Source organism: Enterobacter sp. RHBSTW-00901 (assembly GCF_014103115.1).
Classification (GTDB): Bacteria; Pseudomonadota; Gammaproteobacteria; order Enterobacterales; family Enterobacteriaceae; genus Enterobacter; species Enterobacter cloacae_P.
In genome coordinates this window covers 158,359-184,542 of record NZ_JABXPB010000002.1, presented here as the reverse complement: position 1 = coordinate 184,542, position 26,184 = coordinate 158,359, and the positions used below count along the sequence as shown (strand labels likewise).

The following is a 26,184-nucleotide window of genomic DNA, read 5'->3' as shown; positions in this document are numbered from 1 at the left end:
GCCCACCGCTATTGCTGAGTGTTGATGGTCTGGGGGATCTTGAGCCCCGTAGGGTAGCTATAAAGGGCTGAGGCATTGAGCACAAGATACCCCGCCTCTGACAGTTTCTCAGCGCGGGCTAATACCAGCCTTGACTGGGCTTCACCTAACGGTTGACCTTTATCGTCCATAAAGTTGATGACTGCAACATAGTCATAGGGCGAGGCTGGTGGGAATAACCGCCCAAAAAGGGCGGCTCCGATGAAACCAAAAAGCAGCGCAATTGCAGCGGTTTTAATCATGCGGCTAACCCCCGCTCAACCAGAATTTCGTTGATAGCCTCTTCGGTATTGATCCCCCGGGACTTTCTGTCTTTGATCGCGGCAACGTCTTTCGGGTCAGTCGAATAGAGAAGTAAGCTGAATGGGTCAACCACAAGTCTGCAAATACCCTGGCCCGCTTTAGAAATGACAAAGATTTCTGAGTAGACACCTTTCGTGGAACGAACGGTTTTAAGGAACCGGTAACCAGCCTCGTCCAGCGCCAGACGTTTATTTGCTTCAGCTTCGTTCACTGCGGATTCACTTTGCCCCAGCAAGAGCATAAAGGCTGAGTTATCTGCGATCGATTTCCCGATACTATCTTTGTAAATATCGTTGATAGACTGGGTGATGGTAATTGCAGCTCCGTTATATTTACGGAACCGGCGATAACCTTTCTCGATGAACGCCCCGATATTTCCTGATAACAATGCCCAGGCCTCATCGATAATGACCAGCTTCATCTGGCTACGGTCGCCCATGAACATGTCCTGCTGGATTTGATAAATCAGCTGAAGGAGGACAACCTGTTTAAGGTGTTCTGAACTTTCCAGTCGGGAAAGTTCAAGTACAGTGAACGGATTTTTGAAGTCGATATTGTTCTTACCAACAAAGTACTTCCCGTACTGGCCCGCACTCGTGAACGGATAGAGCTGATGGCCAATACGTTTAATGTCTTTATCTTCATCTTTCAGCAGTGAATCAGCAACCATATCAACGGTGGTCAGCTTCTTGTGTACACGGACAAGATCAGCTACATGTTGTTTAAGTCGAGACTCTTCGAATGAATTCAGACCTTCTTTAGGAGCTGCCATCACCGATAACAATCCGATGATCAGATCTTCTTCACCGCCACTGGAGTCATCATCTTCAGACTCACCGAAATAGTCTTCGATCAGTTCGAAGAAGTTAAGACATGGCCTGGTTTTGGGATTGAAGTCGAGATAATCGCCCTGGTAGGTCTCACAGATATTTTTGTACGAGTCACCTACATCAATACACCAGACTTTAGCCCCGAGGCTTCTGTAGGCGGTGATAATGTAGTTTGTCAGGAATGACTTACCCGACCCCGACTCAGCTGCGATACAGGCGTTATAGTTAGTATCAGAATCAAACAAGTCCAGTGATTGGATCTGGCCAGAGCGCGATGTCAGCATTAAGGCGGGTTTGTCTGTACCTTGCCAATCTGCATAGAGAGGTGAAAGTACCATCGCTTCACTGAGTGCCATTGTTCGATATCGGCCAATGGACTTTTCTGCTGATGCTTCGTTAAACATTGGCAGAGCTGACAGGAAAATTGGCGCAACATAGTAGGTATCTGGGATCATCTTAAACTGATAGGTGTTCAGATAACTTGCAGCTTCCTGAGCAGCGCGTAACACGCCATCTTTTGAGTTAGAGAAGATTGATACCGTAAATTTGGCTTTGCAAATTGGGTCGTTGTTATCAACTTTTTCGCTAAGAAGATCGAAGCCCTCACGCAAGTTTATGAGTGATGGAACCCACTTAATTAATGGGCCACTGGTTTGCTGAACAACCCAGTTACGTTTCGAGGTGAATTTAGTTTTTTCACTTTGCTGATCAAAGAAAATCAGGCTCATTGAGATGATGCAGGATGATTTAATTCCAGTAACACCACTCATCATATCGCCGAGAAAGTATTGCGCTTGCCCGGGAAAGAATCTTTTCGGGAATTTTCGCGCACTCAATGTTTTCACAAACGTTGTCGGTGTAGGTGCTTCTCCACGAAGCTCGGAATCTGTCGGATCACCAAAACCGCAATAGTCTTTCTTAATGAAAAACATGCGATCGTGGTCGACTAACTGTTCTGAAATGTACTTGTCTTCTTGTGGCTGTACCGGCGTCCGGTCTCTCCAGGAGGCGCTTTCACCCTGGTTGCAAATGGAGCTCAGAACATCGATGTAACTTTCACGCGTCAATGCACCGGGACACAAACCAGTGATGCTCAGCGTCGTTTCGAACACATTCCGCAGCTCGTTAACGTGATTGAATTCTTCTTCACGCATTTCATAGTTATATTTGATCGGAATTTTTACTGTAATGAGAAGCACACAATTTCGGACGCGAGTCCCGGTTCGCTTCATCGGCGTTTCGGTGCTTTTCAAAAGGAATTTAGAGCGGTTATAAATTGCGTTACGCAGGATTGCGTCCCGGCAATCCATACGCAATACGTCCATCCGGTTAATTTTCTGTACGATGTTTGGGCTTGCAACCAGGTCAAACTGAACGATAGTTTTGGCGGGGAAGTTGGAAGACAGCAACGTTTGAAGGTTAGTCATCTCCTTGCCGGTTGTCCCGCTTAAGGGACGACAAACAAATCCGAAACCAACATATTTGTTGTCGCACATAAACAAATGATTGGATTCGTCATATGCACGTACAGGACACAAGTCAGAAAAACGCTTCAGGTTTTTGAGTCGCTGAAAAATTAAAGATTCACTCATAATGCCTCCAGGATTCCCAAGAAAGTGTTACTTGTTCTCGATAAAGTTTTTGAGGCCTTGTTTTGGTGAGCCGAGTACGTAGGAGCCGTCATCACGCACAATGAAAGGGATCATGCTGACACCTAGTATCTGAGCCGTAACTTCACGTCGAGCCAGAGCCTGCATATCGCAGTTCTTTACCTGGTCGAATTTCTGAGTGGAATTTCCGCTGATAATTGCGCGGTCTGCGCGGTAGCGGTCGGATGCACAATACAATTCAATATTTCGCTGCTGGCTTGCCGGGCCCAGAGCTCCGAGCGACAGAACGCTAACGGTGAATTCTTTCGGGTCGAGGTCAGCAAGTGCTGAAAGTGGGGCTGCACAGGCTTCACAACCAGGTGCGGTAAATATCATGACCTTTTTAGGCCCATCGCCCCATACGGCTGGGCGCAAGTCCGCGATATTTAGGTTCAGCTCTTTCATCGGAATGATGCTGGCGTTCTTGGTTATTTCGCTCATGGTGGTCAGAGGCTTTTTAGCCCATGTGTCATAGAGCGTTCCCTGTATAACGAAGCGGCCATTAGAAGACAGCAAATTAACTTTCCCATCAATCTCTAGTGCGATGATGCCGTTAGTAGGGACGACAAAACGTTTTACTTCCTGCGAATTCTGAGGAATGTTCTTGAACGCTTTTTCATTGAAAATCGTATCGATATTCCCGGTGTTTGTTTTTACTGTATCGGCGAATACAGAAGCTGATGCAGAAAGTGCCACCAAAAGTGCCGCAGTCGCGACATGTTTGATAAAGTTCATAGTAACCGCTCCAAATGAGAGAGGTTTCATTTTCACATATTGATTTATTTTGCCGCAGGGAAAAGGGCTGCAAACTGTCCCCAAAAAAAGGAAGTGATGAAATGTTAATATCGGTTTTAATTACTCAATTAGTCCAAATAAAAAGCCACAAAAAAGTGGCTTTTTATTTATGCTTTATTATTACTGGAAGCCAACCGCAAATCCTGCACCAGCTCCAACACCACCGGCTGTATCAGCCGACATGCTAAAGCGGACGTTTACTTTTTCATTGATAGCGTAATTCGCTCCTCCCGAAATTGCCCCCTGGTCTCGGTACGCGCCCATCGCCATGCCAAAACCCGACACGTTATTGAGGAAGGGAATTGAAGCGATAGCAATTGCGCTTGCTGAGCCTGCTTTTGCTCTTTTATCATTACGGTCAACCGTCTTTTTAAGGTCAGAGAACTTCTGGTTTGTGTAGCTATTAGCTGAAGCCAAGGTCTGTCGGTCACCATCAATCCGTGACTGGCGCTCAGTATCGACAAGGAAATCAGTCCTTGAGTTGATGACAGATTCACGGGCATCCGTATGACTGTTTGCACTTACAAGAGTTTGAGCATCGCCAGCAACTCGGGATGCGCTTTCAGTTGCAATTAGACTGTCGGTACGAGCGTTGATCGACACTTCACGCTCGTCGGTATAAGTATTAGTATCCGTGGCAGTCTGGCTATTGTCGTTACTGCTACCAGACCCTGTACCACTTCCTGTCCCGCTGCCGTCCGTACCGTTATTGTTATTTCCGCCTGTAGTAGGTGGCGTTGTGTTAGAGCCAGAGCCAATGGATGAAAGGTACGAACTGATGGCACTATCAGTGTACGCCTGAAGTGAACTAACGGAATTCATGAGCTGACCATAGTTCACCGCATCATACCGGCTGGAACCATCAGCAACATTAGTCAGTGTTCTTTGTACCGTAGCTGAACCAAACGATACGGTATCAGCACTATTGGAGAATGAACCGTTCCCAATGGAAATACCTCCATTTGAAGCAGAAGCATAATTACCAATAACAATTGCGTTATCATCGGATACAGTATTGTAGTTGCCAAGCACGATCGATTCGTCGGAATCAATGGTATTAATTGTGCCGATTGTGATGTTGCCAAATTTAAAAACAGCAGAGGGGTCATTAATCGGTGCAGCTGTAATATTGTTTAAGGAACCGATAGTCAAAGCGTAGGAACCACCACTCACCGTATTGAATGTACCCATTATAGAACCAGCGTAATTAGTAGCAGTGTTTCTGGAACCAAGAATTGCTCCCATACCTACCATATCCAGTTCGTTATAAGAGCCTATTACTTGCAATGCACTTCCTGAAACGTTATTGCTATAACCCATAACGGCAAGGTTTTGTCCTAGAACTTTATTGTCACTCCCAACCAGATTCAAATCAAAAAGACCAGTGCCAGTATTATTATTCCCGTAAACATTGAAACTATTGGCGTAGTCATTCCAGAATTGGCTTGGGTCGTAACTAAATGATAAGTCATTATTGCTTCCGGTAATAATATAGTTTGTTAACGAAGTAATTGTGTTGTTATTCCCTGAAACACTTGAGTTGCCGAGTGGTGATTTACAGTTTGATGGGGTTGCACAGGGTGTTAGCCCTGAAATGTTATTGCCATCACCATTTACAGTAACTTCGTCAATTTGGGTGCTATCGATTGAGTTATCTGCCACGGCTACAGCACAATGAAGTGCCAGAACAATAGCAATATATAATGACTTTTGTTTCATGTGCTTACCTTTTCAGTGATGGGTATTAAAAAGACGACCAAGGAATACAGCACATGAAAAAAGTAGTACCGGTATACCGGTACTACTGGACAATTATTTAATGTAACTCCCTTTCTGAGGAGGTTGTGATGTCTCACCCTGGGATTGTGCTGGAGCAGCGGCAACCGGTGCAGACATTGGTCTGATAACAGCAGTTGATGTGGCACTATTTCTTGCACCGACTTCCCAACGACGCGGCTCAATCTCGGTATAGACGTAGCCAGGGACGTTAAGGTCTCCATCTGCGGTCTCATAGGGGTCAACCAGCACCCGCATGACGATAGATTGCGTTCGGATGGGTTGAGGATCAGCAGCAGTAGCAGGCACAGGGACGTATCGACCACCATCGGCAGTATTCCGTCCACCGTTCCCGGCTGTAGTGCGCAGCCGCTTAACCTCCACAGGCTTTCCCGAAAGTTGGTTTTCAGATGCGGTGTCAATCTGCTCCTGGTAATCATCTCCATCGGTCAGGGCATACACATCTCGGACATTCATACATGTGACCGAATTGGGCATTCCCTTGCATCCATATTCATCGTTCTGGCCCAGTAGTGAGCAACCCGACATCGCAAAACCGGCACTAACTAAAAACAATGCCGATACAATTTTCTTCGTCATCATTTCTTGCCCCCAACGGTTTGAGTTTTTGAAGTAACACGTGTGAATTTCAGCATGACCCCTTTTTGCACAATAAAATCAACACTACGGCCTGGATCAATTTCAATTACAGGGAAAAGGTCACCGGCCATTTGCATATAGAAATCGGCAAGACGATTCAATGCGCCACCTACGCCAGAAACTGCTGCGCCCTGGAGTGCGTCAGAGCTCATAACCTGCTGGTAAGGAGTAGCGTCACTACTATCTCCATCGCGTTTAATACTGATTGTCGGAATACTCTGTACGTTAAAGAGCTGAGATGCAGCCTGTAGGAAGCCAGCGGTCAGGGCTCGTGCCAGGTATTGCCCTTGTTTGGTAACCAGTCGACCACGAACACCTGATTTACCATCTTCACCAACAGCGTAGGCTACGAGTGGGGCTTCAAAAACTGCACCGTCATCCCGAATGCACGTTATGACTTCCGATCTGAAATAAGCTCTTTCGGAGGACAAATCACCGAACCCAGCTGCAAGCATTCCGCATTCACGTATATCTGCACGGAAACGGTTTGGGAGAATTGCATCCTTTTTCACCCTGGCCAGCGCCGGATAAGGGTCTTTTCGTGCATCACGAGATGTTGGTGCATCCATCCCCGCAATCAAAACAGTACTTATGATCGACGTTGCAGGAAGGTAGGTCTGGTTCTCGGGGTTATCATCTTCGTCAGCAACGGGTGCGGCTTCAATATCTTCCTGTACAGTGATGATTTCAGGAGTTGCCTGGCTTGGTACTGCTTTGCCATCCTTCCCTTTCTGCTGACGCTGGTTTGCTGCGGGTTCCGGTACGACAGGGGGGGCCGCATCTTCGTATACGCGCTGTAATGTTTTCCCGTTATTGAAACTTCCTGAGTTTCTTGGCGCAACTGAAGGGGCAGATATCTCTTCAGGTTTATACAGAGTAGGGACGTTACGTTGGCCGTTTCCAGCCAGTGGTGTCGCTCCGCGAGACTGTTGTGAGTAAGGCACAGGGTTAGAGACGGTATCAACGCGTTTCTTAATAGCTGCAACCTCAGCGCCTGATTTTTTCTGGTTGTTCTCCAGATTGCTAAGACGCTGAGCTGTCTGATCAGCACCATATTTCTCGGTTAACGTTTTAATCAGTTGACCTTGCTCTTTAATGGTCTTGTCGAGTGCGCGAATTCGCGCCGCAATAGCATTCTGGCTAACTCCATTGGTATCACCATCGGTAAGGACGCTGGCAATCACTTTTTCTTGTGGCGCTCGATTTCGGGGGCCAGCTGAGTCGGGTATAACCAAGAGCAAAAAAAGAACGGCGAAAGTAAATACGCCAGCCCATAAAACCCATTTTTTATGCTTTGCTGAAATTGAGGCCCATTTCTCTTTTAAGGGGATAAGCATGATTTTACTCCGCGAGTTTAGGGCGCATGGAATCGTTAGCTTGTTCGTTTGGCTGGATGTTGCGGATAACGAAGTAAGCTTCAGTTCGCTGGCCAGGCTGGAGAGTGTTGCGACTCCATAGTGCTCTTGCTGCAAGCTGAGGATGGGTGCAGAGTGATTCATCAACCATTACTGTTGATGAACCAGTGTTTTGTGCAACGCCGATGATGACACTGAATTGACTACCCTGAAGATACTGGCCATTTGCAAAGGAGTAGCGAATCTGATCCTGGTCAGTACCCGTGCGGAAATTACAGTTCGGGATACCAACTCCTGAAGAGAGATTTCCCAGAGAGTATCCGGGTGGAATGTCCCCAAGCGCGATGGTTCGCATTATGTTGCGAATCGTCTCGATGTAATTATCTTTCTGTTCCCATCGCCTGGCTTTGACTTCGCTTCCACCATAGTTGTTATATGCCGCAGGCATAACACCAGAAGTACTCGTGTTGTTCAGCTTTCGTGAAAGCATGAGAGTGGCTTGCACCGGTGCAATTTTCTGAGGTACTAACGACACGGAGATCGCTACACTTTCGTCACCTTTCTCACTGATATAGAGACTTGCCGGGTTACTGTCTGAGGTGGAAACGTAGAGAGCGTTATCTTTTACATTTACAGTTACACCCTCCTGTTTAACTTTCTGCACTACAGGGTGTTCAAACGGTGTAACAAGCCGGTTGATCTGGTTAATCGAAATCGGTACGAGGGTGTTCACGCCAGGCGCAACGATATATTCCAGCCGAGAAGGAATGACTTCTTTTGTGAGTGGAACGGGACTGGCAATTGCAGCAGGTACTGGTTGAATATTACGGCCATCAATAGCTGGTTCACTCCCGCCATTGATAGAGTTACTTGCTGGTGGTGTATAGTTGTCAGGATATGGGCGTGTTTCTGTGCTGAGCATTGCCTGAGTTGAGGATGCTGGTCGAGAGGCGAGTTTTGCAGTGACTTTGGGTTGCGACTGCGCATCAGGCTGCTCAAATACCATGCCTTGATCAACAGACATTTCGCCCGCCGTTACGCTATGGGTCGCTAATGTGGACGACGCGGTAAGCAACAGGATAATTATGCGTTTACTATTCAACATTTAGCCCCCCGATAAGTGGCAACACTACGTTCATTTTTAAATTGGCTATTACCAATCAGAAAATTCATTTCGGCACATCCGTTTTGTTTACTGATTGCTGATTTATTAATCTCTCGCTTAAAGATTTATATCTCGGTTAAATCAACTAACGAAATTCTGTCAGGAAGTTCGAGCTGCCGAAGATTTCTGCCTTTGACCTTTGTGTTTATCTTCTTCACTTGGCAGCAACGGTTTGCCACTCTTTATCTCAATGAACGTAATAATGGGCCGGTAGCCTTTTACGTTAACAGTAATCTCGTAATAGACTGGCGTGGTCGATGGTTTGCCGGTGATACCTTCGAGAGTTTGGTTACCGGTGACATAAAAAGTACCAACTGCTAACGGGTCGGTGATAACCCCGACCGGATTAAAAGAAAGCGAGATTCGGTCGCGCTTAATTTGGTCAATCTGGTCGTCCATTGCTTTCATAACTTTTGTGTAAATTGAAGCGTCAAGAAACGGGCCGATAGAATTCTTGAGTAGATCTAAAGTGGCTGGGTTAGCATTTCCAAAACTGTCGGCTATATATAACGCCCATGCCTTCATATAAGAGCTGCTGGCGGCTTTTTCATCCAGCCAGGCTGTTTCTGTAAGGTTTGGCGGAATAATAGTGATGGGTTGTGTTTTGGCTAACAGAGCATAACCAAGTACAAGGTTTGCCAGAATCATTGAGGCAGAGATTAACTTGAAACTTTTGTTTTCTAACTGAAGTCCAACTAACCCTTTTTTGAAATTATGGATATTCATACAATAAACTCCCGGTCGAAGGATTCAGGTACAAAAGTGCCACCACCGAATGTGACTCCGAATTTCCAGTAACAGAGGTGCATAAAATATTTCTCAGAAGCTCGCGCCAGAAAACCGCCATAAACACGTGAAACTACAACACCCAGAATTATCATCGGTAATAATCGTCCAGTGATAATCCCAACCGCGAGAGCAACGAAAAATGGCATGGCTTCATCAATCGACCAAAAAAATAACTTTGGTGGTTCGTCAATCGAGTGAGAAATATAAACAGGTTCCATGATGACCTCTCATATGAATTTTTTCAGATTTATTGACGACAAAATGCGCCTATTTCTGACCAGAGCCTGCAAGCTGAGCCATCATTTGCATAAGGCCTGCTCCATCTACTGCGCCCTGAACAATGGCTGACTTATCACCGTAGACAACAATGTTTGTAGGGGTCTTTTGGATACCAAGCTGACCTGCTTCACGAACGTCGTCGGCTATCTTGCTGGACGGCCTGGCCGCATTGATACATTCAAGTAAGCGGTTCGGGTCTAAACCAGTTTCGCGGGCGATTTGGTCTAGCGGTGCGCTAAGACCGTGCCCGTCAGATTGGCTGTAGCGGAATAACGCTTTAGATAACTGGAAGAAAGATGGATTTCCTCCCTGCTCAACAGCACACTCCGCTGCTAAAGCTTCAGTACGGGAAGCCTGCCCGTGAACAGGAACATGTTTGAAAACCATCGCAATATTCCCTTGTGATGAATCCACGAGATCCATAACGATTGGGAAATGTTGTTTGCAGTACTGACATTCAAAATCGGAATACTCAATGATATAGAACTGAGCATCCGGGTTCCCATAAATACGTTCGTTGTCCGTAGAAGGCGCATAGGCGGTATCGGGTTTGTTTCCAGTCCGGTAACCGACATTGGATTGTTTCTGCGATTCAGGTTTTAGGCCCGCTGCATTAATGTATTTTGCAAATGCGTCCAGTAGTTCGCTTTTGTTGTTTACTACGGGCTTGTGAGTCTCAGCAACGATCGCTAGGTCATTAAGAAGTTGGGACTGTCTATCGATTTGGTAAGTAAAAAATGCAGCCGTGCTTACCATAACCATGAGCGGAATTCCAAATATAAGAGAGTTCAAAATGTTCTTTTTCATTTGTAGCCTCTTGATTGCTGCAATTGTTCCGGCGTATAGATTTCGTTTGGCTTTTGGACTTTGACCTGAGACGCCTCAGCAGCTTTTTGCTTTTTAAGATAGGGCAGTATGATTTCAGCCATGTCTTTGTTCAGGACATCCCGTGACTGAGGGTAAGTTGATGCCGTGATCTTCTGATTGAGGATACGGATTTTTTCTGGGACATCAGAAATTAGCAAATAGCTAATCATCCCTACGGTAAACGTCAGGCAGAGCAGGGCAGAAAGAATAAATGGTTTCGAATTAGTCATGCATCACCTCGCACAGCTAATTTAACAAACATGAAATATTGAGGAAAAAGAAAAGCACCGCAAATTGAGGTGCTTTTCTTAAGGTTAAATACGTTTTGGTAGGTTTGAAATAAGTAGAGATGAACCAATAGGAATCATTACTATCATTATGAGTGCCCCGATCATTGGAGGCACAGGTAACGGTATAAAAAGCGACAGGAGAACGCTATATACACCCCAGCCAATCAATACCATGCTACGACGGTTAAGAAACGGACTGGCATATCCAAAGTTATATCTTTTTGCCATCCACCGCATTACCCCTGCAAACAGAGACGGGATGATGACCACGGCCATGTACGGTAACCAATACATATCAAGTGTTAAACGATACATAATCATGTAGAGCCAATAATTCAGGTTCTCGGCAATGTTCTGGAAAAGCCCAACAAAGTATTTCAGTGGCCCGCCGTGGTTGGCCATGTCGCTGGGAGGAAGCTGGTAAAAATCCTTTAACGCCTTATCAATCCCCGTATTTACAAATGCTTCAGTATAATTGTCGCGAGCCTTTTGCAATACCATGACGAAATCTTTTTCGCCTATCATTTTATGACCCCATGCGATTTCTTTCAGAGCATTAGACTTAAAATACTCAACCGGAAAGAAGACAGAGATAAAAAGGAGAATCGTCGAACTCCAGATGATCAGTGTCTTTATCGTCTTAGGCCACTTTTCCTCATTCAACTTATCAGACATTCGATATCCCCAATCTTCGCCTTCCTCCCAGCCTGGATAATCAGTTCGTTGGTTAGCTTTCTCGGGAGATTTATCCGTGAAGTAATTTCACAGAAATTCAACGTGTGTTGAAGTTCCCGGCAAACGAACAAGCCAAGCTCAATGATATAGATCGCAAGCCGCTCCCAGTCATTCAGCTCCTGCTCGTTGTCCTGATGATAAGCTTTGATAGCGGAGCTCACTGCTGCACCAACGCGTTCATCAGGAGTAAGGGTTTTCAGTAGAGCTAACATTTGCCCAGTGATGCCATCAACACATGGCCAGATCATGGTCAAACCGTCATATGAGGCTTGATCATCTTTACGCTTTAATAGAGTTTTGGTTTTAATCATATTTACCCCTCGGCGCTGATACGTGATTTTTCACCACGAACCTTTTGTTGACGTTCGTAGATTGAAAGGTACTTTTTAGCGATAGTTCGGACATCGCTTAACTCGGACTCATTCCTCGGCATTAATATGACGGGGACTTTACCTTTTACTATTTTATTAGCCTGATTTATGGCCATGCATTCGAGGTTGGGTAACCAACCTAGCAGTTGAGATTGAAATAACTCGCCTTCTTCCTCCATCAATCGTTCCCCGACACTGCCGGTGATTTGTTCAGGATCTGCACCTGCGCTGGAGCCATGACCACGCATAATATATTTGAACTTTGTCGGTGGTACTCGTTTCATGACTGCTTCCTGGGCATCAGGATCTGGTGTGCGTAGCGCCGTAAAGTGGTTCGTATTGGTTATAACCTGCTTCATTTTGGCTTCTGAACCGAGACGGGCTTCGAAGTCGGAAGTCGATTGCGACGAAATAAATAAGCGGAACCCAGCACCACGGGTTTTATTCAACATTTTAATAACTTGGTCATTAATAACTTCAGCTGCTTCATCGATTAACACCATTACAGAAGCCAAGTCCTGACCACCAGGTTTTAAAAAATTGTACACAGTCGAGCTAACAGATGTTATATCAGACAGGAAAATAGAACCGACCGCAGATCCAGTCTCAGCATCTGCAAGGGAATTTAACCCCAAATACAACATTCCCCCGGTAGTGATGATATCCTGAATATTCGAAATTGGACGAGTATCATTCAGTTCATCTTCATCAGCACTGTCAGGGGATAACAACTCTGACATAAACCCTTGAGTTAGTTGACTAAGAATTGGCATCACGTTCAGAATCATTTTCTGGAAGTGTTCGCGCTGATGACCGAACATATCAATACCGGCTTCAATTGAAGTATCGCCTTTCCCTTTATTACCTTTAATGTCATTTCGGTAAATGTCTGCACATATTTCTGCTATTTCTTTTGGGCCTTTAATTTTAGACGAGTAACGGTCAATTTTCGCCTGTAAAATAATGTCGAAATCGGACTCTCCTAAAGTCTTGTGGCCGAATTTAGTGATGGCCATAATCAATAGAGATGCTAATGAAGAGATGTCAGCACTCAGTTGTGATTTAATATTGCGTAAAGTCGGTTTGATTTCACAGATTTTCATCAGCTCAACAACCGTAGTTAATGACATAATACCAAATGAAACAAACGGATTGCTCGTACTATCAGCACGTTGAATAACCGATGTAATTCTGTTAGCTACCTCGCCAGCCTGAGTGTAGTTAGTAATTGGAGATATTCGAGCTGATTTTTCAGGATGCGCCAATGAAACGTAATTATATTTCGTTGAGCGATCCACCAATTCCAGACAGAACTTCATCCATTCAGCCAGTTCTTCATCATTTTTGGGGTCAATGAGGATTAGTGGTTGTTTTTTTAGTGCGGCTTGAAGAATAAGTAGTTTAAAATATGTTGTTTTGCCTGAGCCGGTTGTGCCAGTTATAAGCGTATGCAACGATAAAAGTTCTTCAGAAATTCCGATCCATTCGTTTTTTTTACCTAGCGCATGAATCCAGCCGAGGCCCATAAAATTTTTGGATGGTTTGGCTACAAATTTCTTTATGTCACGCTTTATCAACTCAGATGCCAGTTGACCCTCATTCTGGCCCCACTCAAAGCCTCTGCAAATAAGATAGCTGTCAGGCTCACGAATCATCTGTTCGATAAATGATTTCATGTCCATTACGAGTGGTTTTGGTTTTCGCTTCAGGCGGCGTTTGTGCGTATAAATATCCCATGCTGCCGGGAGACTACGAATACCATAAGCAGCCTGGACTGCAACTGAGAGGTAACAGGGTAGAGATGGCATGTTAAACAGTGTATTAACCCCGATAGTTGCGGCTATACCTGCTGTCCAACCAAGAGTCTCAAGGCCTTCAAAATTTGTGCGCCAACGTAAGTTATATTTCCACTCACTCATCTTTATCCACCATTTGATTATGCATTCGTTCACTATTAGGAAGAATGTAGTCAACACCGGTCTTTGAATAGAAATCAAAGTGCATCAGCATAATCTTCTGCAATTGAGTAATATCAATGCCGAGTTCATCCGCAATACGTCGCTTTAAGGCAACGCTTACGGCAATGACAGGCTCTCCAGAATAGGTTCGCTTCAGCATACCTTTTGAAATCATTTCATTGCATAAATCTGTAATGTTGTAATCTTTATCAGAAACATCAGTTAAAGCAGAGTAAAGCAGATCGTTAAACTTCCCATCCATCAGCAAGTCGATATCATTATTAAGTTCTTTTCTGAGATATAAGCACTTCTGAGTACGATGGAAATAATACTGGGCTGGGGCTTCCATAAACCTTTGCCATAACCAGTTGGAGTCCTGAAGCAGAGCATAATTACGCTCATCAAAATCTTTATCAATAGCAATGATTAAGTGGCCTGATTCAATGAAAAGATCGTCTGAGTGGTCGGTAACATATTTAACGAGAAATTCTTTGGCCGCTTCAAGACCAGATACGTATAGCTGACTAAATTTATCGTAAAATTTTACGTTAGCCGGTATGTTGGCCGAAGTATCCGCATGAGCCGAGTAACCAAAATCGTTATCAGCTTTCACGTCATCCTGCCACATGGAATCATAATCTTCGTAAATTGAATAATCATCAATTACCTCACCAGACTGAATGCCGGTATCGACAGCATCCTGGTGCAGCTGAATTTCCTTTAATGCCTGACGGGTAGGTGAGGGCTGGGTCTGATCCAATGCATCGCTTGAAGTTGGTTCGTTGCTATTATACGAGTTGATGATTGAATGAAACTCAAGGGTTTCGTTCAGAGTTTTATGGTTTGGTTCTTTTATAAGTGAACTGGGTACAGAGAACTCAATCTCTGTTTGTGCCGATGCCAGGGTTTCTTTGAGGGAAAGACGGCGCTTGGGTTCATTATTCTCCGACACTGGCTTTGGTTGATTATCTTTGAGCCCTTTTGATTCCCCGCTGCCCGCCAGCTCAGTTGTTGGTGAATTAGTGTCATCCAGACAATCTTTTTGATTTTTGGTACTGGTATTTCTTTCCTTTACACGATTGTAGTCCTCATCAGAAAGCAGATTGAGCTTATGCAGCAGTTCGTGGGCGTTTTCCGGCGTAACCTGTCGGTTTCCAAAAATACTCTCCAGTGGAGATTCCTGTTCATCAGCAATGATTGTTCCGCCCTGTAAAACTGAGCGGTCGACCTCATTCGGTATTCCGGTTGACGGAACCGGCTTCTGACCAATGTAGGGTTCGCTTTCGACGAGTTTTGGCTGGTTTGGCCTCCCGGTCAGGTATTCCACCCATTTACCTTCAATACGGATGCGGCTGCTGCATGGTAGAGGGTCAACAGTATCGACAAATAGTACTTCTGGAGATATCAGAAGGATGCAGCTCAACGCAACTTTAGGGTCTTTGCTTTCTCTTGAACTTTTATCATTCAAGATATGAGGGGCAATACGCCAGTATGCAGTGTCATCGTCCTGGTGAACGTTTGGTCGACAGAGATGATAACTTAGCATCAGGTCAGCCAGACTATTCTGGGTTTGTGGAATAACAGCGCCGGAGTTCCTAACGGTCTCAATAATATCCTTGACCGCAACACCCCAGACGATGAATACGCCATAGGTAGTCACCCATACAGGGCTTCCTGGCTTGTTGGGAATCCAATCTCCTTTTTTCAATCTATGGCGCATGGCATCAACTACACGCTGAACCGCAGGTACACCTGACTGGCTTGCACGAATCGCATCACCGGCGTATTGCCGCATATCATAGTTAACGGATGCTGAGTCGGCGGCCTTAATGGTAGTGAGGATCTTGTTTTTGACGTCCTGACCACTGATTTTTTCTGCATTGAGCTGCGCACTGGCATTCAGTGCCCGGGTCAATTCATTGAAAATATCATTCCCGCCGTTAAGAAGGTAAACATGCATTTCTTTTGGCATGATCATCAACAACATATTGCTCGTGCTGGAGGTATGCTGGCGGTGACGGCCTGGTTTCCATACAAGATAGTATCTTTTTACATTGTTCTCTTTTGCCCAGACATGGATTGGTTCATGGCCTGGAGGCCAGTGAATTTTCCCGTCTTCGTTCCATACTTCAAAATCGGTAAATGGTTTCCCGAGGTCATGAAGTAGCCCACCAGCTGCGACTGCAAGTCGCCATGCTAATGCACGATTTGATTTATGTACGGGAACCGCCATTGAATCAAACTCGATGTTTTTAGAACGCCGGATACACTGGAAACACACTTCCAATGAATGACGCAACAATCCGGTTGCAGCACGGTGATGATGGTTTTCGGATGCCGGGAAGAGGTGAACAAAGTTAGCGAAATTTATCAGCATAGGAAGAATAAGCTGATTAAACTCAGAGTCCCTAATATCCAGTTCTCGTTTAATCGCCATCACAAGTGGTTTCTGGTAATGACGTAATACGTACTCACCCGGTACTTGAGCCGGGAATCCGATTTCGCTTGCCGGATAGCGCATATTATCTCGTGATGAAATGAGTTTCCCGATTTCTTCATCTACTGACATATCGATTTCGTCACCGAATAGATCAGTGGTAGCCTTTTTGTTATCAGGCAAAAAAGTATTCAGAATATTTTTAATGTGTCTCAGCATTAAAAGATTTCTCCGGTTAAGTACCTTGTAAGTTAACCGATTGAGAAAAAAATCGTGCTGGAAAATGACGACGTTTTGTCTTCATAAAACATAACGTCAAGGGTGAGAAATTAAGATAATGACGTTGCTATCCAATTGGAGACTAAGCAATGAAATTGGCGAATAAAATTGTTTTGCCCCTGCTGGTGGTTATTACCGGCGTAATCACCAGCGGTTGCAGTGGGACAGGTAAGCCACAACGTACTTACCTCGACGAAACGCGCAATCTCCCCGCCAGGGCCGAGTACCCCTACCAGTATCAGTACTCCGAATCCTGGCGTGGTACAGAACGCGGTGGCGCGGCTATACGTTACCCTGGGTATGAGCATACGCTCGTGAGTCCGTATGCCATCAATGATCCATCCGGGAAGCGATATGTGGCACATGACAATTACACCCAGGTCTTGCTCACTTCAGTGGCAAACACAAAGTATGCCAATGGGCCGCGTGGCACGTTCACACAGACCCCAGCATTTTGCGGGGAAAATACCTTTCTCCTTCCTAATAACACACAGAACGCCAGTAGGGCTGAATACCTCCGTATCAAAGATAAATACTGCTCAACACCTGGCTATCGGTTAAGTGCCCACGAATTAAATGTGCTTTCCAGTGGTGAACCGGAAGAGCTGCGGAAATATCGAATTCAGATGCAGATCGATAACCAACAACCTAAGTCCTAATCCATCAAAATGCGAGGGTACAATGGATAAGCAAAGAAATGAAAAGTGCAGTTCTGGAAATAAAACAATTTTTGCCTGGGCCGGGGGAATCGTTGTTGTAATCGGAATGGTTTGGTTGATGGTAATTAGTTTTATCTCGTACAAAACCCAGGTGATGACCAATCAACTGCTGGATAAAATTAGTACATCGCTGGCCAAGAACCCCGCAGTTCAACAGGGAGTGAACGGAAATATTCAGGACGAAGTAAAGGGTGCTCTTAAGTCTATCGCCGACCAAAAGCTCGCGGAAGAACGAAAGGCACTCTATAAAGGCTGGGACAAAGCAAATAAAAATACTGATGGCCGTTATATCTATGGCGAGCCTGGCGCTCGGTTTTCGTTGATCAACTATGAAGATCTGGAGTGTCCATTCTGCAAACGCTTCAAAGAAACGCCGAAGTATATCGTTGATACCGCGACAGCCGGGGCTGTTAACTGGGAATGGCGTCATTACCCTATGTCATTCCATGAGCCGGTCGCATCGAAGGGCGCAGCTGTTGCTGAGTGTATTGCGGAGCAGAAAGGGCCGAGTGCTTTCTGGGCCGTTACTGATTATTGGTTTAACCATACTGAAACAAACGGTAAAGGTTTTAAGGATGCGGACAGCATCCCAGCACTGTTTGAGGTAGACCAGGCGAAATTTGATACCTGTATGGGCAGTACTGAAGTGATTAAGCGCATTAAGCAGGATATGGAGGCCGGTTCAGCTGCCGGTGTTGATGGTACACCAACCACGATTGTGCGTGATAATGTCACCGGTAAAGAAGTCTCTGTTGTAGGCGCACAGCCCTTCTCAAAATTCGTTGAAGTGATCCAGTCTATGGTTGTCGATTCTCAGAGAGACACATCAGGCGAAGCCTCACCAGCTCAACAAGATAAATAGAAATAAAAAAGAGCCCTGAATTAACCAGGGCTTTTTTTGTCAGATTATCACTACTGAAACATTTCGCTCAATACGACTTCGGTATTCTTCTAATAGCTCCATTAACGAAGTATTGATGTTTACAGATTTCTTGGTTCTGGTAATAGTTACGTACAGCAGATTAAGTTCGTCAATAATTACTTCCCGTGGCTTCTTCATCACAACGGCTTCTATAATGGATGGGAAGTCGTCATTGATGATGACATGGTCAAATTCCTTTCCCTTCGAGGTATGGGCTGTGGTAACAATTAAATCAGCTTCCTTTTCTGTTCTGGCTTCATTCATCCTCATGGTCTCAACCATCCCGGGGATATCAGCATAGACTTCCATTAACTTAATCGCCCGCACCATGTCCACGTCCTTGGTGGTTTCTGCGATCTCTAAAAAATTTGCCCAGTTCCCGTATTCCGTAGTGATACGGTTATTTTTAATAGCAGCAATGTTACCTGTTTTTAGCGCATGTAAATCAAGGAGCTCGTCGAGACGGTATTTTGAAATACCTCCATTCCACATCACCCGTTTGCCCCACATAATCGACTCGTAGGCAGATTGTATGACTCCCATGTAGGTGCGGCTGATGATGGCGTAAAAGTTTTGATCCTGTATCGCCGATGGCTCAACGATAGCATCAAGACTACCCAGGCCTACCAAGGGGAACGTTTCACCCTTCATTGACAGCACAACGTTGGCCAGTGCTGCAACAAGAGGCCCAAACCGGAATGACTTAGTCAGGCGCATAACCTGAGCCCCGTGGTCTTCAACAATCTCAAGGGCGTTTTCCGCACCGCGCCAGCGGTTTATCACTTGGTGCTGGTCGCCGACAAAAACTTTGCAGCAGTTGTTTCTAAGAACGATATCGATCGTTACCGGATTTGCGTCCTGCGATTCGTCGAAGAGAATGACATTGTAGAACTGGTCTAGGGCTGGGTTCGATAACTGGAACAACTTGAGGATGGTATTCGGTGAGCAATAGGCATCGTTGAGTGGGTCAGATTGCATTTGCCATGTACGTTTTGCTGCACGTAGCGCTTGATCCAACCTGCTTTGAGATATTTTATCGGTTTTACTTAAGTCTTTAAGTACGTGTTCAGTAGTAATTTCGTGTTCATCTGAATTCATGAAATGGGTAAGCCCATTTATTGCAAGCTTAACCACTCTCCAGTCATCTTCACCCATCATTGCGCGGTATTCGCTCACGGATATAAACTGTCTGTATTTATGAGCAAAGTGTTTGTACCGGGTCACGGCCAAACCATGAGATGTTTTACACTCGACGTTTTTTGGGAATTTCTTTTTTGCATCATCTTTAATAGCTTTATTAAAAACGATATAGAGAATTTTGAGTGAGGGGTTTGCATCCGCGAATTCTTTTAGTGTAAAGGTCTTACCAGACCCCGCGTATGCCTGTACTGAAACAATACTGCCAGGTGTAGGTTTGAAACCTATGATCACGTTCTGTTCATCAGTTACCGGCATCAGAATTACCTTTATGTTAGATATCGTTTCATAGTACCTTTTGACACGGCGCGAATGATTTAAAAATGGGGGCAAATTGTACCCATTTTTAAGAATACAAATTTATCTGTTCATGAGTAATACAATAAGATAGTACCATCAAACTATTACTGCGGCCCTCAACAGGAGGTAATCTATGTTTTATTTATCGTCCTTTGTCTGGATGTCAATCTGGAGTCTGATTTCGATTTACATCTATTACAAAGATAAAAAGGCCGCGACTGCTGGCGAGTACCGTGTGGATGAACTGACGCTGGATGCGCTCATTGTGCTGGGCGGGTGGCCAGGTTGTTTCATTGCTCAACGAATGTTTAAACACAAAACACGCAGTGCTTACCAACGTCGGTTCCGGGTTATCGTTGCGGTCTGGATAGTTCTTTACATCGGATTATGGAATTTTCTATGGGCGGGAAATAAAATATGAAGATGTAAAAAAACCGGCCAGAGCCGGTTTTTTTTACATCCATGATGGTTACATGAATGCCGGTAAAGTGGTTTGCACTGCGTGGGATGCGGCCATCATGCCATTGATAATGTCCGGTGAGTAGTACAGGGAGATCGCACCACCAACAGCAACCGCCAGTGACATCAGACTCTGACGTACAACAGCAGCTGCGAGACCAACCAGAACGATAAGACCGATCAGCACCTTACCCAGAGAACCCTGCATGTAATCAGAGATTTTGAGCCATACATCGTCAAAACCTGCCTGGGTTGAACCAGAAGCGTGAGCGGTAACAATGGCAAGAATCAGAATGCCGGTGATCACCAGCGGGGTTTTAAACTTCTCAAATTTGATAGCGTTCATTTAAACATCCTTAATAACGAGTTTTAATAATTTCGATCTTTGGATGTTCTCCAGCTATTTAACGAGTTTGAGCCGGGAACTTTATTAATATAAAATTTGTTTTGTTTGATTTCATTGTTAAAGCAGGGCGTTATACAATAGCAATGTGTGATATAAGGTGACATTTATCCGTGTCTATTAACATATATGAAAATCTGGATGAAAACTTCTTTTTGAGTATGAAAGCCAACTTTACTAGTGTCACATTTAAACGAGGTGGATATGTTGAAATCAGAGGTGTTGGTCAGTACGTTGACATCGTTGGGATTATTATTTTTTTCTACTTTTGCACAGGCTGATAATCCAACAGAAGTAATGCTACCGGCTGGTGGCGTTAGAGTCGTTGTCGGATTTTCACCTGAAGGGTCTGCACAGAAAGCAATACTGGATCTGATCAATTCAGCTCAGCAGGAAATCCGTATGGCGGCATACTCTTTTACGTCACCCGTAATTGCGAAAGCATTAATTAATGCTCACCGAAGGGGAGTAGATGTCAGGATCGTAGTTGACAAAGGGCAAAATAATAACCGATATGCAGTCTCGACTATGAATACAGTAGTTAACGCGGGCATTCCGTTACGGACGAATGATCAATTTCTTCTGCACCATGATAAGTATTTGTGTGTTGATAGGATATCTGTTGAAACCGGTAGTTATAATTACTCAAGTTCGGCTTTCAATAAAAATAGTGAAAATAGCCTTGTACTTTATAACGCACCAGATGTTACAGCGCTGTATCTGGCCCACTGGGAATCTCGTTGGACTGGTGGTGTGGATTACATACCTAATTATTGAATTTTAATCAGGGTTCGGGATGAACCCTGATTTTATCATTTAAGAAACGCTTCAAGTTCGTCCATATCCAGGTCGTTATAAAATGAACGCCAACCTTTACGGGCTAAATTCGGATGCAGCATTTTGATGTTGCTTAATGGCATAATGCTGCTTAGTCCCATTTTAATAAAGTATTCATATACCAGGCGGCTGTACCGGTCAAAATCGGTAAGCGGTCTCGACAGAAGGTATGCTGCCTCTGACATAGTCAATCCCTGTATATGCAACCTGTAACCCAGCAGACGGCTGCATGTATCGCGCATAACACCGCGTGTTAGCGGGAATAACTCATCACTTACAAGATGTTCAGGTAAGTGAGTTCTCGGGCACTGAACAGGATTTATACCCCTGATATAGCACTCATCATTCTCAAGGATACAAAACTGGGGTTCCGGGCCGGAAAAAGAGTTACCAAGAAAGCCGCAGGGATCGATCACGCCACCACCCTTAAGTGCTATCCATCCGTACTGAGTTTCAGTGACTTGGTATAACCCACGATCTCCTGGATTGATGCGTTCTTTGACCTTTTTTCGACGTGTTCCTATAGTAGCAGTTCCGGCAATTACTCCCTGATCTACCAGTGCTCGGCATACGATGTAGGATCTCGCCTCTGACCATTCAATCCAGGGTAAACCAATGTGGTAACTGGTCGAAACCAGCCTTAAGCCGTCGATGCATGAATCTGTCATGTAACTTCTCCCGAAAAAAAAGCGCACCAAAGATGCGCTCGTATTTTCAATTCAACAGTCAGGCTTTGGATTTTTTGGCCAACTTGTCCGTTTGCTTAGAAAGTTCCTTTTTTGTGAATTTGAGGGAATCGGTTCGTTTATCAGGATCGCCAACAGCCTGAAGAATCAACGAGTAGGAGTTTTCGCCATTGAGTACAAAGAGGTCGGTTGCCTGCGACCATGCCCCCTTGTTTTCAGAACGCTGTACCCGCAGGATATTTCCTGGGAGGAGTGAGACTGACCAACCTTTTTCATCAGAAAGGTATACGTTGACCTTACCTTTCGATGGTAACAAGAATACTTTTGATGAAAAGGTTGAATAAACGAATACCGTATTTTGTCCCTGCGAATTGTATTCAACAGTTTTAAAGTGCCCACTATAGTCCAGGTCAGCGCCAGTAAGCGCATTCTTCTCCTGAACAACAAACTGTTGGGCTGTATAGCCTTCTGATGCTGCTTTATAGTCTGACGTAGCAGTAGTTTTAGTGGGTTCCGTATAACCGAACTCAGCTGGGTCAATTTGATGGCCAGAGGTATCTTTAGTGATGTTTTCAACACCTGCAATATCACGTGTGGTAGGTGATGGCGGTGTTTGAACCGGGTTGGTCTGCGCCGCAGCGTGTTGATTTGGTTCTGCTGTAACTGGAGCTGAAGCCGGGGCTTCACTAGTGGCCCCAGATAGTGCTTTTTTAGCGATTTCCTGTGCAGGAGTTATCTCAACCGTTCCAGGTTGCTCTGCGTTTTGTGAAACCTCGCTACCGTCAGTAAACCCAGGTTCAGCCTTAATTGAGTCAACCAATGACTGCGTAGCAGGATCTGACTTAGATACAACTGGTGAATTTGCATCCGGGTTAGCTGGTGGCGTGGTTGTGGCCATTTTTAGCATCTGATCGCCAAGATTATCAGACGATGCAGGGGAAACACCGGCGCTATCTTGCTTTGTGACAGTAGGTTCACTTTTATCATCATCAGGGGGCGCTGATGCGGGTTCCTGTTCATTATTTGTGATAGGAAGTGTCAGTGTTGGCTGAGGCCCAGCCTCATCGGTATCAAGGTCATCGTCATCCACATCGATACCATGTTGTTTTGCAATATCCGGGTTAACGCTGATCCCACTCTTTGCAACTTCGACGATAGATAGGTTCGGTTCTTTGTCTGGTTTACCATTCATTAAAATAAATGCGCCTAATGTGCTTACCGCAAAGATACCGGCAACCAGGATACTCAAGGTTTTTTTAGAAAATCGCGCCTTAACACTGGGGGTTTCATCTCCAGCATTCTGCGCTGCGCGTTCGCGTAATTTCTCCTGGCCGTATTCAGCACTTGTGCCACGTTTTTCACTCGTCATTGAAAACCTCGTTGATCACTATTCGTTCTGGCCGAAGCCCCAACTCACGGTGTATATGAAAGTGAGCATGATATGGAAAGCCCCATAATCGCGTGAGATGGTTGCCCCGGAATTGATTAGGAAAATATGCTCTCGCGATAATAAACGGATTATATCTTGAGGGAGGTAGCTCTCGAAATTTTGCGGCCTGAAAACGACCGCAAAATGAGATGGTTTTCTTGAAAATAGATTTCTAGAGGTTACGGGTTCCTTTACAAATTGGGTAAGCCGAGCAACCATAGAAATAATTTCCATTCGACATTCTTCTAACCATTTTGCTATGGCAACGGGGACAGCTAGGTATGACATTAAGATCGTATATTTGATTCTCACCTGGACCAACATTTATTATCTCAGTGGCAGGCGGGGGGATTTCTTTATCCTTGATTATTTTCAGAAGTCTGGAACCATCGATAAGCGATAATGTTCCTTTAACATTTGCGCTAAGAGCGAATTCCCATGCATCCTGAGTAAAGAACCCAGAGGTGATGATATAACCCCGCTCATATGCATTGGCTTGCACTACACCGTAAATTTCGCGGACTACCGAGACTCCTACTTTGCTGGTTTTCCATAATTTGCACTGTACCATTTCGCGGCGACCATCTTTTTGCAGCAGAATGTCGACTCCGCCGTCAGCTCCTGTATTAGTCAGAGTTGCTTTGTAGCCATTGAGTTCGAAATGCAGTCTTATAATCTTTTCGAATTGCTCCCATGTCATATTCGAGAGAATTTTCTGGGAATCATTTCCATCCTGAATGGAGGAGTAAATTCGACGTACTTCAGCAAGTTGTACATTTTTTAGCAATGTTGCGACAAACATCATCATCGAAAGGGTTAGAGATGCGCCTCGAAGGATTTCAGGGAGTATGTTACTCACGCCTACAGCAAAACGATTCATTACGAGTGCTAGGTCATCAGTACTGCTTGCAATAAACTGATAATACAAATCGCCTGGAACGTACACATAATTAGTAAGAGAAAGAATATATAGCAAGCAGGAAATCGGGAAGCCGATATACCACCGGAAAAAATAGGTTTGCTGGCTAGCACCACTGTTTCTCCATGACTGGATATTAAAAATAACGCCGAAGACTTCCTTTCCTGTACGGGTCATCGACATCTGGAGAGACAATTGTGTAATAAAGAGGCCCGCAATGACCAACGGGCCATCATGTAGAAAGAATAAAGCTAATGACGCTAGCAGGAAAAAGCACCACTGGAATTTGGCGCATCGGGACATTCCTTTTGCTGCCAATTTTCTAAAAACCATATGGTCACCATTCATTCAGAATTAATTCTAAGAAAGGTGCGCCTCAGTATCCCATTACAGTTATCAATGAATACATCGTAAAACATGACTGATAAACAAATCAGGGCAAATGTATAAACGATGATTTCTTCAACATATGGAAAATCAGGGTAAATCGCACCTAAATAAATTGCTGACAGTACAAGATACCCACCCCACAATTGGAACAACCGTGGTCTTACTAACAACCATGTGAGTAACGCCAGTACCACTAAGTTTGCAATGCCTATGGCGTTGATCGTCTTTATGGAAGTGAGCGGCACAAAGTACAGAACGCAATAAACGCTACATATCAGAATCACAATGGCGTAAATCACAACACGCTGGAGTAGAGAGTTCATGGTTTCCTCATACACTTTACAGGCCTGTATAACAGAATACCACCGTGTAGCGATTGACGAAGCATATCAGTGTATCTAGTTAATCATTCTCATCTCCCTCACAAGCAATTTGGCTCGGCATCCAATAAGGATGATTTGAAGTCTTGACGTAACTGAACACCATTCTGCATGGAACGCTCGTTAAGTTCGCAACTATCATACTTCTGTCACTGTTTTCAAGGAATTCAGCGCCAGAAAGTTCATTTTCATTCCAGAGACCAGCATTAGAAAGGGTTGCCATCGCATCTGGAAGCGCGTTTATTGCCTTGGTTGCGGGAATTGGTAATTTATCCCGACTTCCACAACCCAGGATAAGGAAGCATAAAAGAACAGTCGTGATAGATTTCATTCTCTCTTCCTCATTTTGGTGTTGTGGGTATTAAAGAGGTCGATGGCTTCAGTTCCCGTGATGGGTATCCAGTAAGGAGGGATGGCTGGAGCCTCATAAAATGGAATTCTCCCGCAGCCTGCTACGGGTAGAGAACAAACAAACAGGATTTCGTCGAACTGGTTTTCAAGTGCCCACAACTGGCTGTACCCAACTAATCCATTTAATTTTGCTTCATGGTGAATTTTCAGAATCGAAAATACAGCCTTCGCAAAACCAAATGGTGGGTTACCAAAGCGTATTGGATCGATACCCAGCGATGTCAGTGCAGACTTCGATATATCATTAAACCTATTGAATAGCGCAGAGCCATGTTCATGGTCTGTTCTTAGGGCAAAAGGAATAGTATTGTCGGGGCTAATTAAGCATTGCTCTTTGAATTGACGGAAACCAGACACACGTTGGATATGGCATTCGACTGATCGCAGAAACAAATCAGGCACACAAAAATCATGAGCAGTAAAACCTTCGAATCCTTCATCGTTACAGAGCTGGTTTGTTAACCTGAACCACAATTGGTAGGCAGATAGTACCTCCTCGTAAGTGCTTCTGACCTCCACATTATTGGTTTTGTAAAAGGTTTCGATCATCATGAC

The 26,184-nt window shown here is 44.7% G+C and carries 26 protein-coding genes; 4 read left to right on the top strand and 22 right to left on the bottom strand.

The genetic code is table 11. The features are described from left to right. Positions 1–8: 8 nt before the first annotated feature. The 15 genes from HV318_RS23345 to mobH all read right to left on the bottom strand — a co-directional run bounded on the left by HV318_RS23345 (position 9) and on the right by mobH (position 16,517). Positions 9–281, bottom strand: a complete 273-nt coding sequence (locus HV318_RS23345) for a hypothetical protein (protein ID WP_007372231.1) — start codon at positions 279–281, stop codon at positions 9–11. After that, positions 278–2,764, bottom strand: coding sequence for a type IV secretion system protein TraC (gene traC / locus HV318_RS23340; protein WP_007372230.1), 2,487 nt, complete (start codon positions 2,762–2,764; stop codon positions 278–280). Before traC ends, HV318_RS23345 begins: the two co-directional genes overlap by 4 nt. 27 nt (positions 2,765–2,791) lie before the next feature. Next, positions 2,792–3,556 carry a DsbC family protein gene (locus HV318_RS23335; RefSeq protein ID WP_007372229.1) on the bottom strand — a complete coding sequence of 255 codons (765 nt, stop codon included), beginning with the start codon at positions 3,554–3,556 and terminating at the stop codon, positions 2,792–2,794. Positions 3,557–3,736: 180 nt separating this feature from the next. After that, positions 3,737–5,335, bottom strand: coding sequence for a YadA-like family protein (locus HV318_RS23330; RefSeq protein WP_007372228.1), 1,599 nt, complete (start codon positions 5,333–5,335; stop codon positions 3,737–3,739). Between the two features lie 93 nt (positions 5,336–5,428). After that, a complete protein-coding gene (gene traV, locus HV318_RS23325) occupies positions 5,429–5,995 on the bottom strand; it encodes a type IV conjugative transfer system lipoprotein TraV (protein WP_016241587.1) in 567 nt (188 codons plus the stop codon). Further along, positions 5,992–7,389 carry a TraB/VirB10 family protein gene (locus HV318_RS23320; RefSeq protein WP_007372227.1) on the bottom strand — a complete coding sequence of 466 codons (1,398 nt, stop codon included), beginning with the start codon at positions 7,387–7,389 and terminating at the stop codon, positions 5,992–5,994. The genes traV and HV318_RS23320 overlap by 4 nt, the downstream gene beginning before the upstream one ends. A 4-nt stretch (positions 7,390–7,393) precedes the next feature. Next, a complete protein-coding gene (locus HV318_RS23315) occupies positions 7,394–8,431 on the bottom strand; it encodes a type-F conjugative transfer system secretin TraK (RefSeq protein ID WP_007372226.1) in 1,038 nt (345 codons plus the stop codon). 240 nt (positions 8,432–8,671) lie between these two features. Further along, positions 8,672–9,298, bottom strand: coding sequence for a TraE/TraK family type IV conjugative transfer system protein (locus HV318_RS23310; protein ID WP_007372225.1), 627 nt, complete (start codon positions 9,296–9,298; stop codon positions 8,672–8,674). Further along, a complete protein-coding gene (traL, locus tag HV318_RS23305; RefSeq protein WP_007372224.1) occupies positions 9,295–9,579 on the bottom strand; it encodes a type IV conjugative transfer system protein TraL in 285 nt (94 codons plus the stop codon). Before traL ends, HV318_RS23310 begins: the two co-directional genes overlap by 4 nt. Before the next feature lie 49 nt (positions 9,580–9,628). Beyond that, positions 9,629–10,447 carry a DsbA family protein gene (locus HV318_RS23300; RefSeq protein ID WP_007372223.1) on the bottom strand — a complete coding sequence of 273 codons (819 nt, stop codon included), beginning with the start codon at positions 10,445–10,447 and terminating at the stop codon, positions 9,629–9,631. Further along, complete coding sequence (locus tag HV318_RS23295) at positions 10,444–10,737, bottom strand: hypothetical protein (RefSeq protein WP_007372222.1); 294 nt, start codon at positions 10,735–10,737, stop codon at positions 10,444–10,446. Before HV318_RS23295 ends, HV318_RS23300 begins: the two co-directional genes overlap by 4 nt. Positions 10,738–10,821: 84 nt before the next feature. Beyond that, positions 10,822–11,472: an IncC plasmid conjugative DNA transfer DtrJ family protein gene (locus tag HV318_RS23290; RefSeq protein WP_007372221.1), complete on the bottom strand. Its 651-nt coding sequence runs from the start codon at positions 11,470–11,472 to the stop codon at positions 10,822–10,824. Further along, positions 11,457–11,843 (bottom strand): hypothetical protein, encoded by a 387-nt coding sequence (locus tag HV318_RS23285; protein ID WP_009654243.1) that lies wholly within the window; start codon positions 11,841–11,843, stop codon positions 11,457–11,459. Before HV318_RS23285 ends, HV318_RS23290 begins: the two co-directional genes overlap by 16 nt. Before the next feature lie 2 nt (positions 11,844–11,845). Next, a complete protein-coding gene (gene traD, locus HV318_RS23280) occupies positions 11,846–13,822 on the bottom strand; it encodes a conjugative transfer system coupling protein TraD (protein WP_048242093.1) in 1,977 nt (658 codons plus the stop codon). Further along, on the bottom strand, positions 13,815–16,517 hold the full coding sequence (gene mobH / locus HV318_RS23275) for a MobH family relaxase (RefSeq protein WP_007372219.1): 2,703 nt from the start codon (positions 16,515–16,517) through the stop codon (positions 13,815–13,817). The genes traD and mobH overlap by 8 nt, the downstream gene beginning before the upstream one ends. A 149-nt stretch (positions 16,518–16,666) precedes the next feature. Between mobH and HV318_RS23270 the strand changes: the two genes are divergently transcribed. Next, positions 16,667–17,236: a hypothetical protein gene (locus HV318_RS23270; RefSeq protein ID WP_016241589.1), complete on the top strand. Its 570-nt coding sequence runs from the start codon at positions 16,667–16,669 to the stop codon at positions 17,234–17,236. Between the two features lie 22 nt (positions 17,237–17,258). Beyond that, entirely contained in the window at positions 17,259–18,158 is a 900-nt protein-coding gene (locus HV318_RS23265; RefSeq protein ID WP_016241590.1) for a DsbA family protein, read from the top strand. 39 nt (positions 18,159–18,197) lie between these two features. Here HV318_RS23265 and HV318_RS23260 read toward each other — a convergent pair whose 3' ends face one another. After that, positions 18,198–19,673, bottom strand: a complete 1,476-nt coding sequence (locus HV318_RS23260) for a UvrD-helicase domain-containing protein (RefSeq protein ID WP_007372217.1) — start codon at positions 19,671–19,673, stop codon at positions 18,198–18,200. A gap of 175 nt (positions 19,674–19,848) precedes the next feature. Here HV318_RS23260 and HV318_RS23255 point away from each other — a divergent pair, with 175 nt between their 5' ends. Beyond that, positions 19,849–20,136 carry a DUF1294 domain-containing protein gene (locus tag HV318_RS23255; RefSeq protein ID WP_007372216.1) on the top strand — a complete coding sequence of 96 codons (288 nt, stop codon included), beginning with the start codon at positions 19,849–19,851 and terminating at the stop codon, positions 20,134–20,136. Positions 20,137–20,184: 48 nt separating this feature from the next. Here the strand turns inward: HV318_RS23255 and traA are convergent, their stop codons facing one another. Continuing rightward, positions 20,185–20,520: a TraA family conjugative transfer protein gene (gene traA / locus HV318_RS23250; protein ID WP_007372215.1), complete on the bottom strand. Its 336-nt coding sequence runs from the start codon at positions 20,518–20,520 to the stop codon at positions 20,185–20,187. Between the two features lie 261 nt (positions 20,521–20,781). Here traA and HV318_RS23245 point away from each other — a divergent pair, with 261 nt between their 5' ends. Then, positions 20,782–21,354 carry a phospholipase D family nuclease gene (locus HV318_RS23245; RefSeq protein WP_016241591.1) on the top strand — a complete coding sequence of 191 codons (573 nt, stop codon included), beginning with the start codon at positions 20,782–20,784 and terminating at the stop codon, positions 21,352–21,354. 35 nt (positions 21,355–21,389) lie between these two features. Here HV318_RS23245 and HV318_RS24310 read toward each other — a convergent pair whose 3' ends face one another. The 5 genes from HV318_RS24310 to HV318_RS23220 form a co-directional block, all read right to left on the bottom strand. Next, complete coding sequence (locus tag HV318_RS24310; protein ID WP_016241592.1) at positions 21,390–22,082, bottom strand: hypothetical protein; 693 nt, start codon at positions 22,080–22,082, stop codon at positions 21,390–21,392. 58 nt (positions 22,083–22,140) lie between these two features. After that, positions 22,141–23,469: a prolipoprotein diacylglyceryl transferase gene (locus tag HV318_RS23235; RefSeq protein WP_007372213.1), complete on the bottom strand. Its 1,329-nt coding sequence runs from the start codon at positions 23,467–23,469 to the stop codon at positions 22,141–22,143. A gap of 232 nt (positions 23,470–23,701) precedes the next feature. Then, positions 23,702–24,781, bottom strand: coding sequence for a restriction endonuclease (locus HV318_RS23230; protein WP_007372212.1), 1,080 nt, complete (start codon positions 24,779–24,781; stop codon positions 23,702–23,704). 459 nt (positions 24,782–25,240) lie between these two features. Next, complete coding sequence (locus HV318_RS23225; RefSeq protein ID WP_016241595.1) at positions 25,241–25,549, bottom strand: hypothetical protein; 309 nt, start codon at positions 25,547–25,549, stop codon at positions 25,241–25,243. After that, a complete protein-coding gene (locus tag HV318_RS23220; RefSeq protein WP_016241596.1) occupies positions 25,546–26,181 on the bottom strand; it encodes a hypothetical protein in 636 nt (211 codons plus the stop codon). Before HV318_RS23220 ends, HV318_RS23225 begins: the two co-directional genes overlap by 4 nt. Positions 26,182–26,184: the final 3 nt, after the last annotated feature.

Bases quoted from the DNA above. Each gene is read 5' to 3' on its own strand.
- HV318_RS23345 (WP_007372231.1), bottom strand. From the start codon at position 281: ATGATTAAAACCGCTGCAATTGCGCTGCTTTTTGGTTTCATCGGAGCC.
- traC (WP_007372230.1), bottom strand. From the start codon at position 2,764: ATGAGTGAATCTTTAATTTTTCAGCGACTCAAAAACCTGAAGCGTTTT.
- HV318_RS23335 (WP_007372229.1), bottom strand. From the start codon at position 3,556: ATGAACTTTATCAAACATGTCGCGACTGCGGCACTTTTGGTGGCACTT.
- HV318_RS23330 (WP_007372228.1), bottom strand. From the start codon at position 5,335: ATGAAACAAAAGTCATTATATATTGCTATTGTTCTGGCACTTCATTGT.
- traV (WP_016241587.1), bottom strand. From the start codon at position 5,995: ATGATGACGAAGAAAATTGTATCGGCATTGTTTTTAGTTAGTGCCGGT.
- HV318_RS23320 (WP_007372227.1), bottom strand. From the start codon at position 7,389: ATGCTTATCCCCTTAAAAGAGAAATGGGCCTCAATTTCAGCAAAGCAT.
- HV318_RS23315 (WP_007372226.1), bottom strand. From the start codon at position 8,431: ATGTCTGTTGATCAAGGCATGGTATTTGAGCAGCCTGATGCGCAGTCG.
- HV318_RS23310 (WP_007372225.1), bottom strand. From the start codon at position 9,298: ATGAATATCCATAATTTCAAAAAAGGGTTAGTTGGACTTCAGTTAGAA.
- traL (WP_007372224.1), bottom strand. From the start codon at position 9,579: ATGGAACCTGTTTATATTTCTCACTCGATTGACGAACCACCAAAGTTA.
- HV318_RS23300 (WP_007372223.1), bottom strand. From the start codon at position 10,447: ATGAAAAAGAACATTTTGAACTCTCTTATATTTGGAATTCCGCTCATG.
- HV318_RS23295 (WP_007372222.1), bottom strand. From the start codon at position 10,737: ATGACTAATTCGAAACCATTTATTCTTTCTGCCCTGCTCTGCCTGACG.
- HV318_RS23290 (WP_007372221.1), bottom strand. From the start codon at position 11,472: ATGTCTGATAAGTTGAATGAGGAAAAGTGGCCTAAGACGATAAAGACA.
- HV318_RS23285 (WP_009654243.1), bottom strand. From the start codon at position 11,843: ATGATTAAAACCAAAACTCTATTAAAGCGTAAAGATGATCAAGCCTCA.
- traD (WP_048242093.1), bottom strand. From the start codon at position 13,822: ATGAGTGAGTGGAAATATAACTTACGTTGGCGCACAAATTTTGAAGGC.
- mobH (WP_007372219.1), bottom strand. From the start codon at position 16,517: ATGCTGAGACACATTAAAAATATTCTGAATACTTTTTTGCCTGATAAC.
- HV318_RS23270 (WP_016241589.1), top strand. From the start codon at position 16,667: ATGAAATTGGCGAATAAAATTGTTTTGCCCCTGCTGGTGGTTATTACC.
- HV318_RS23265 (WP_016241590.1), top strand. From the start codon at position 17,259: ATGGATAAGCAAAGAAATGAAAAGTGCAGTTCTGGAAATAAAACAATT.
- HV318_RS23260 (WP_007372217.1), bottom strand. From the start codon at position 19,673: ATGCCGGTAACTGATGAACAGAACGTGATCATAGGTTTCAAACCTACA.
- HV318_RS23255 (WP_007372216.1), top strand. From the start codon at position 19,849: ATGTTTTATTTATCGTCCTTTGTCTGGATGTCAATCTGGAGTCTGATT.
- traA (WP_007372215.1), bottom strand. From the start codon at position 20,520: ATGAACGCTATCAAATTTGAGAAGTTTAAAACCCCGCTGGTGATCACC.
- HV318_RS23245 (WP_016241591.1), top strand. From the start codon at position 20,782: ATGTTGAAATCAGAGGTGTTGGTCAGTACGTTGACATCGTTGGGATTA.
- HV318_RS24310 (WP_016241592.1), bottom strand. From the start codon at position 22,082: ATGACAGATTCATGCATCGACGGCTTAAGGCTGGTTTCGACCAGTTAC.
- HV318_RS23235 (WP_007372213.1), bottom strand. From the start codon at position 23,469: ATGACGAGTGAAAAACGTGGCACAAGTGCTGAATACGGCCAGGAGAAA.
- HV318_RS23230 (WP_007372212.1), bottom strand. From the start codon at position 24,781: ATGGTTTTTAGAAAATTGGCAGCAAAAGGAATGTCCCGATGCGCCAAA.
- HV318_RS23225 (WP_016241595.1), bottom strand. From the start codon at position 25,549: ATGAAATCTATCACGACTGTTCTTTTATGCTTCCTTATCCTGGGTTGT.
- HV318_RS23220 (WP_016241596.1), bottom strand. From the start codon at position 26,181: ATGATGATCGAAACCTTTTACAAAACCAATAATGTGGAGGTCAGAAGC.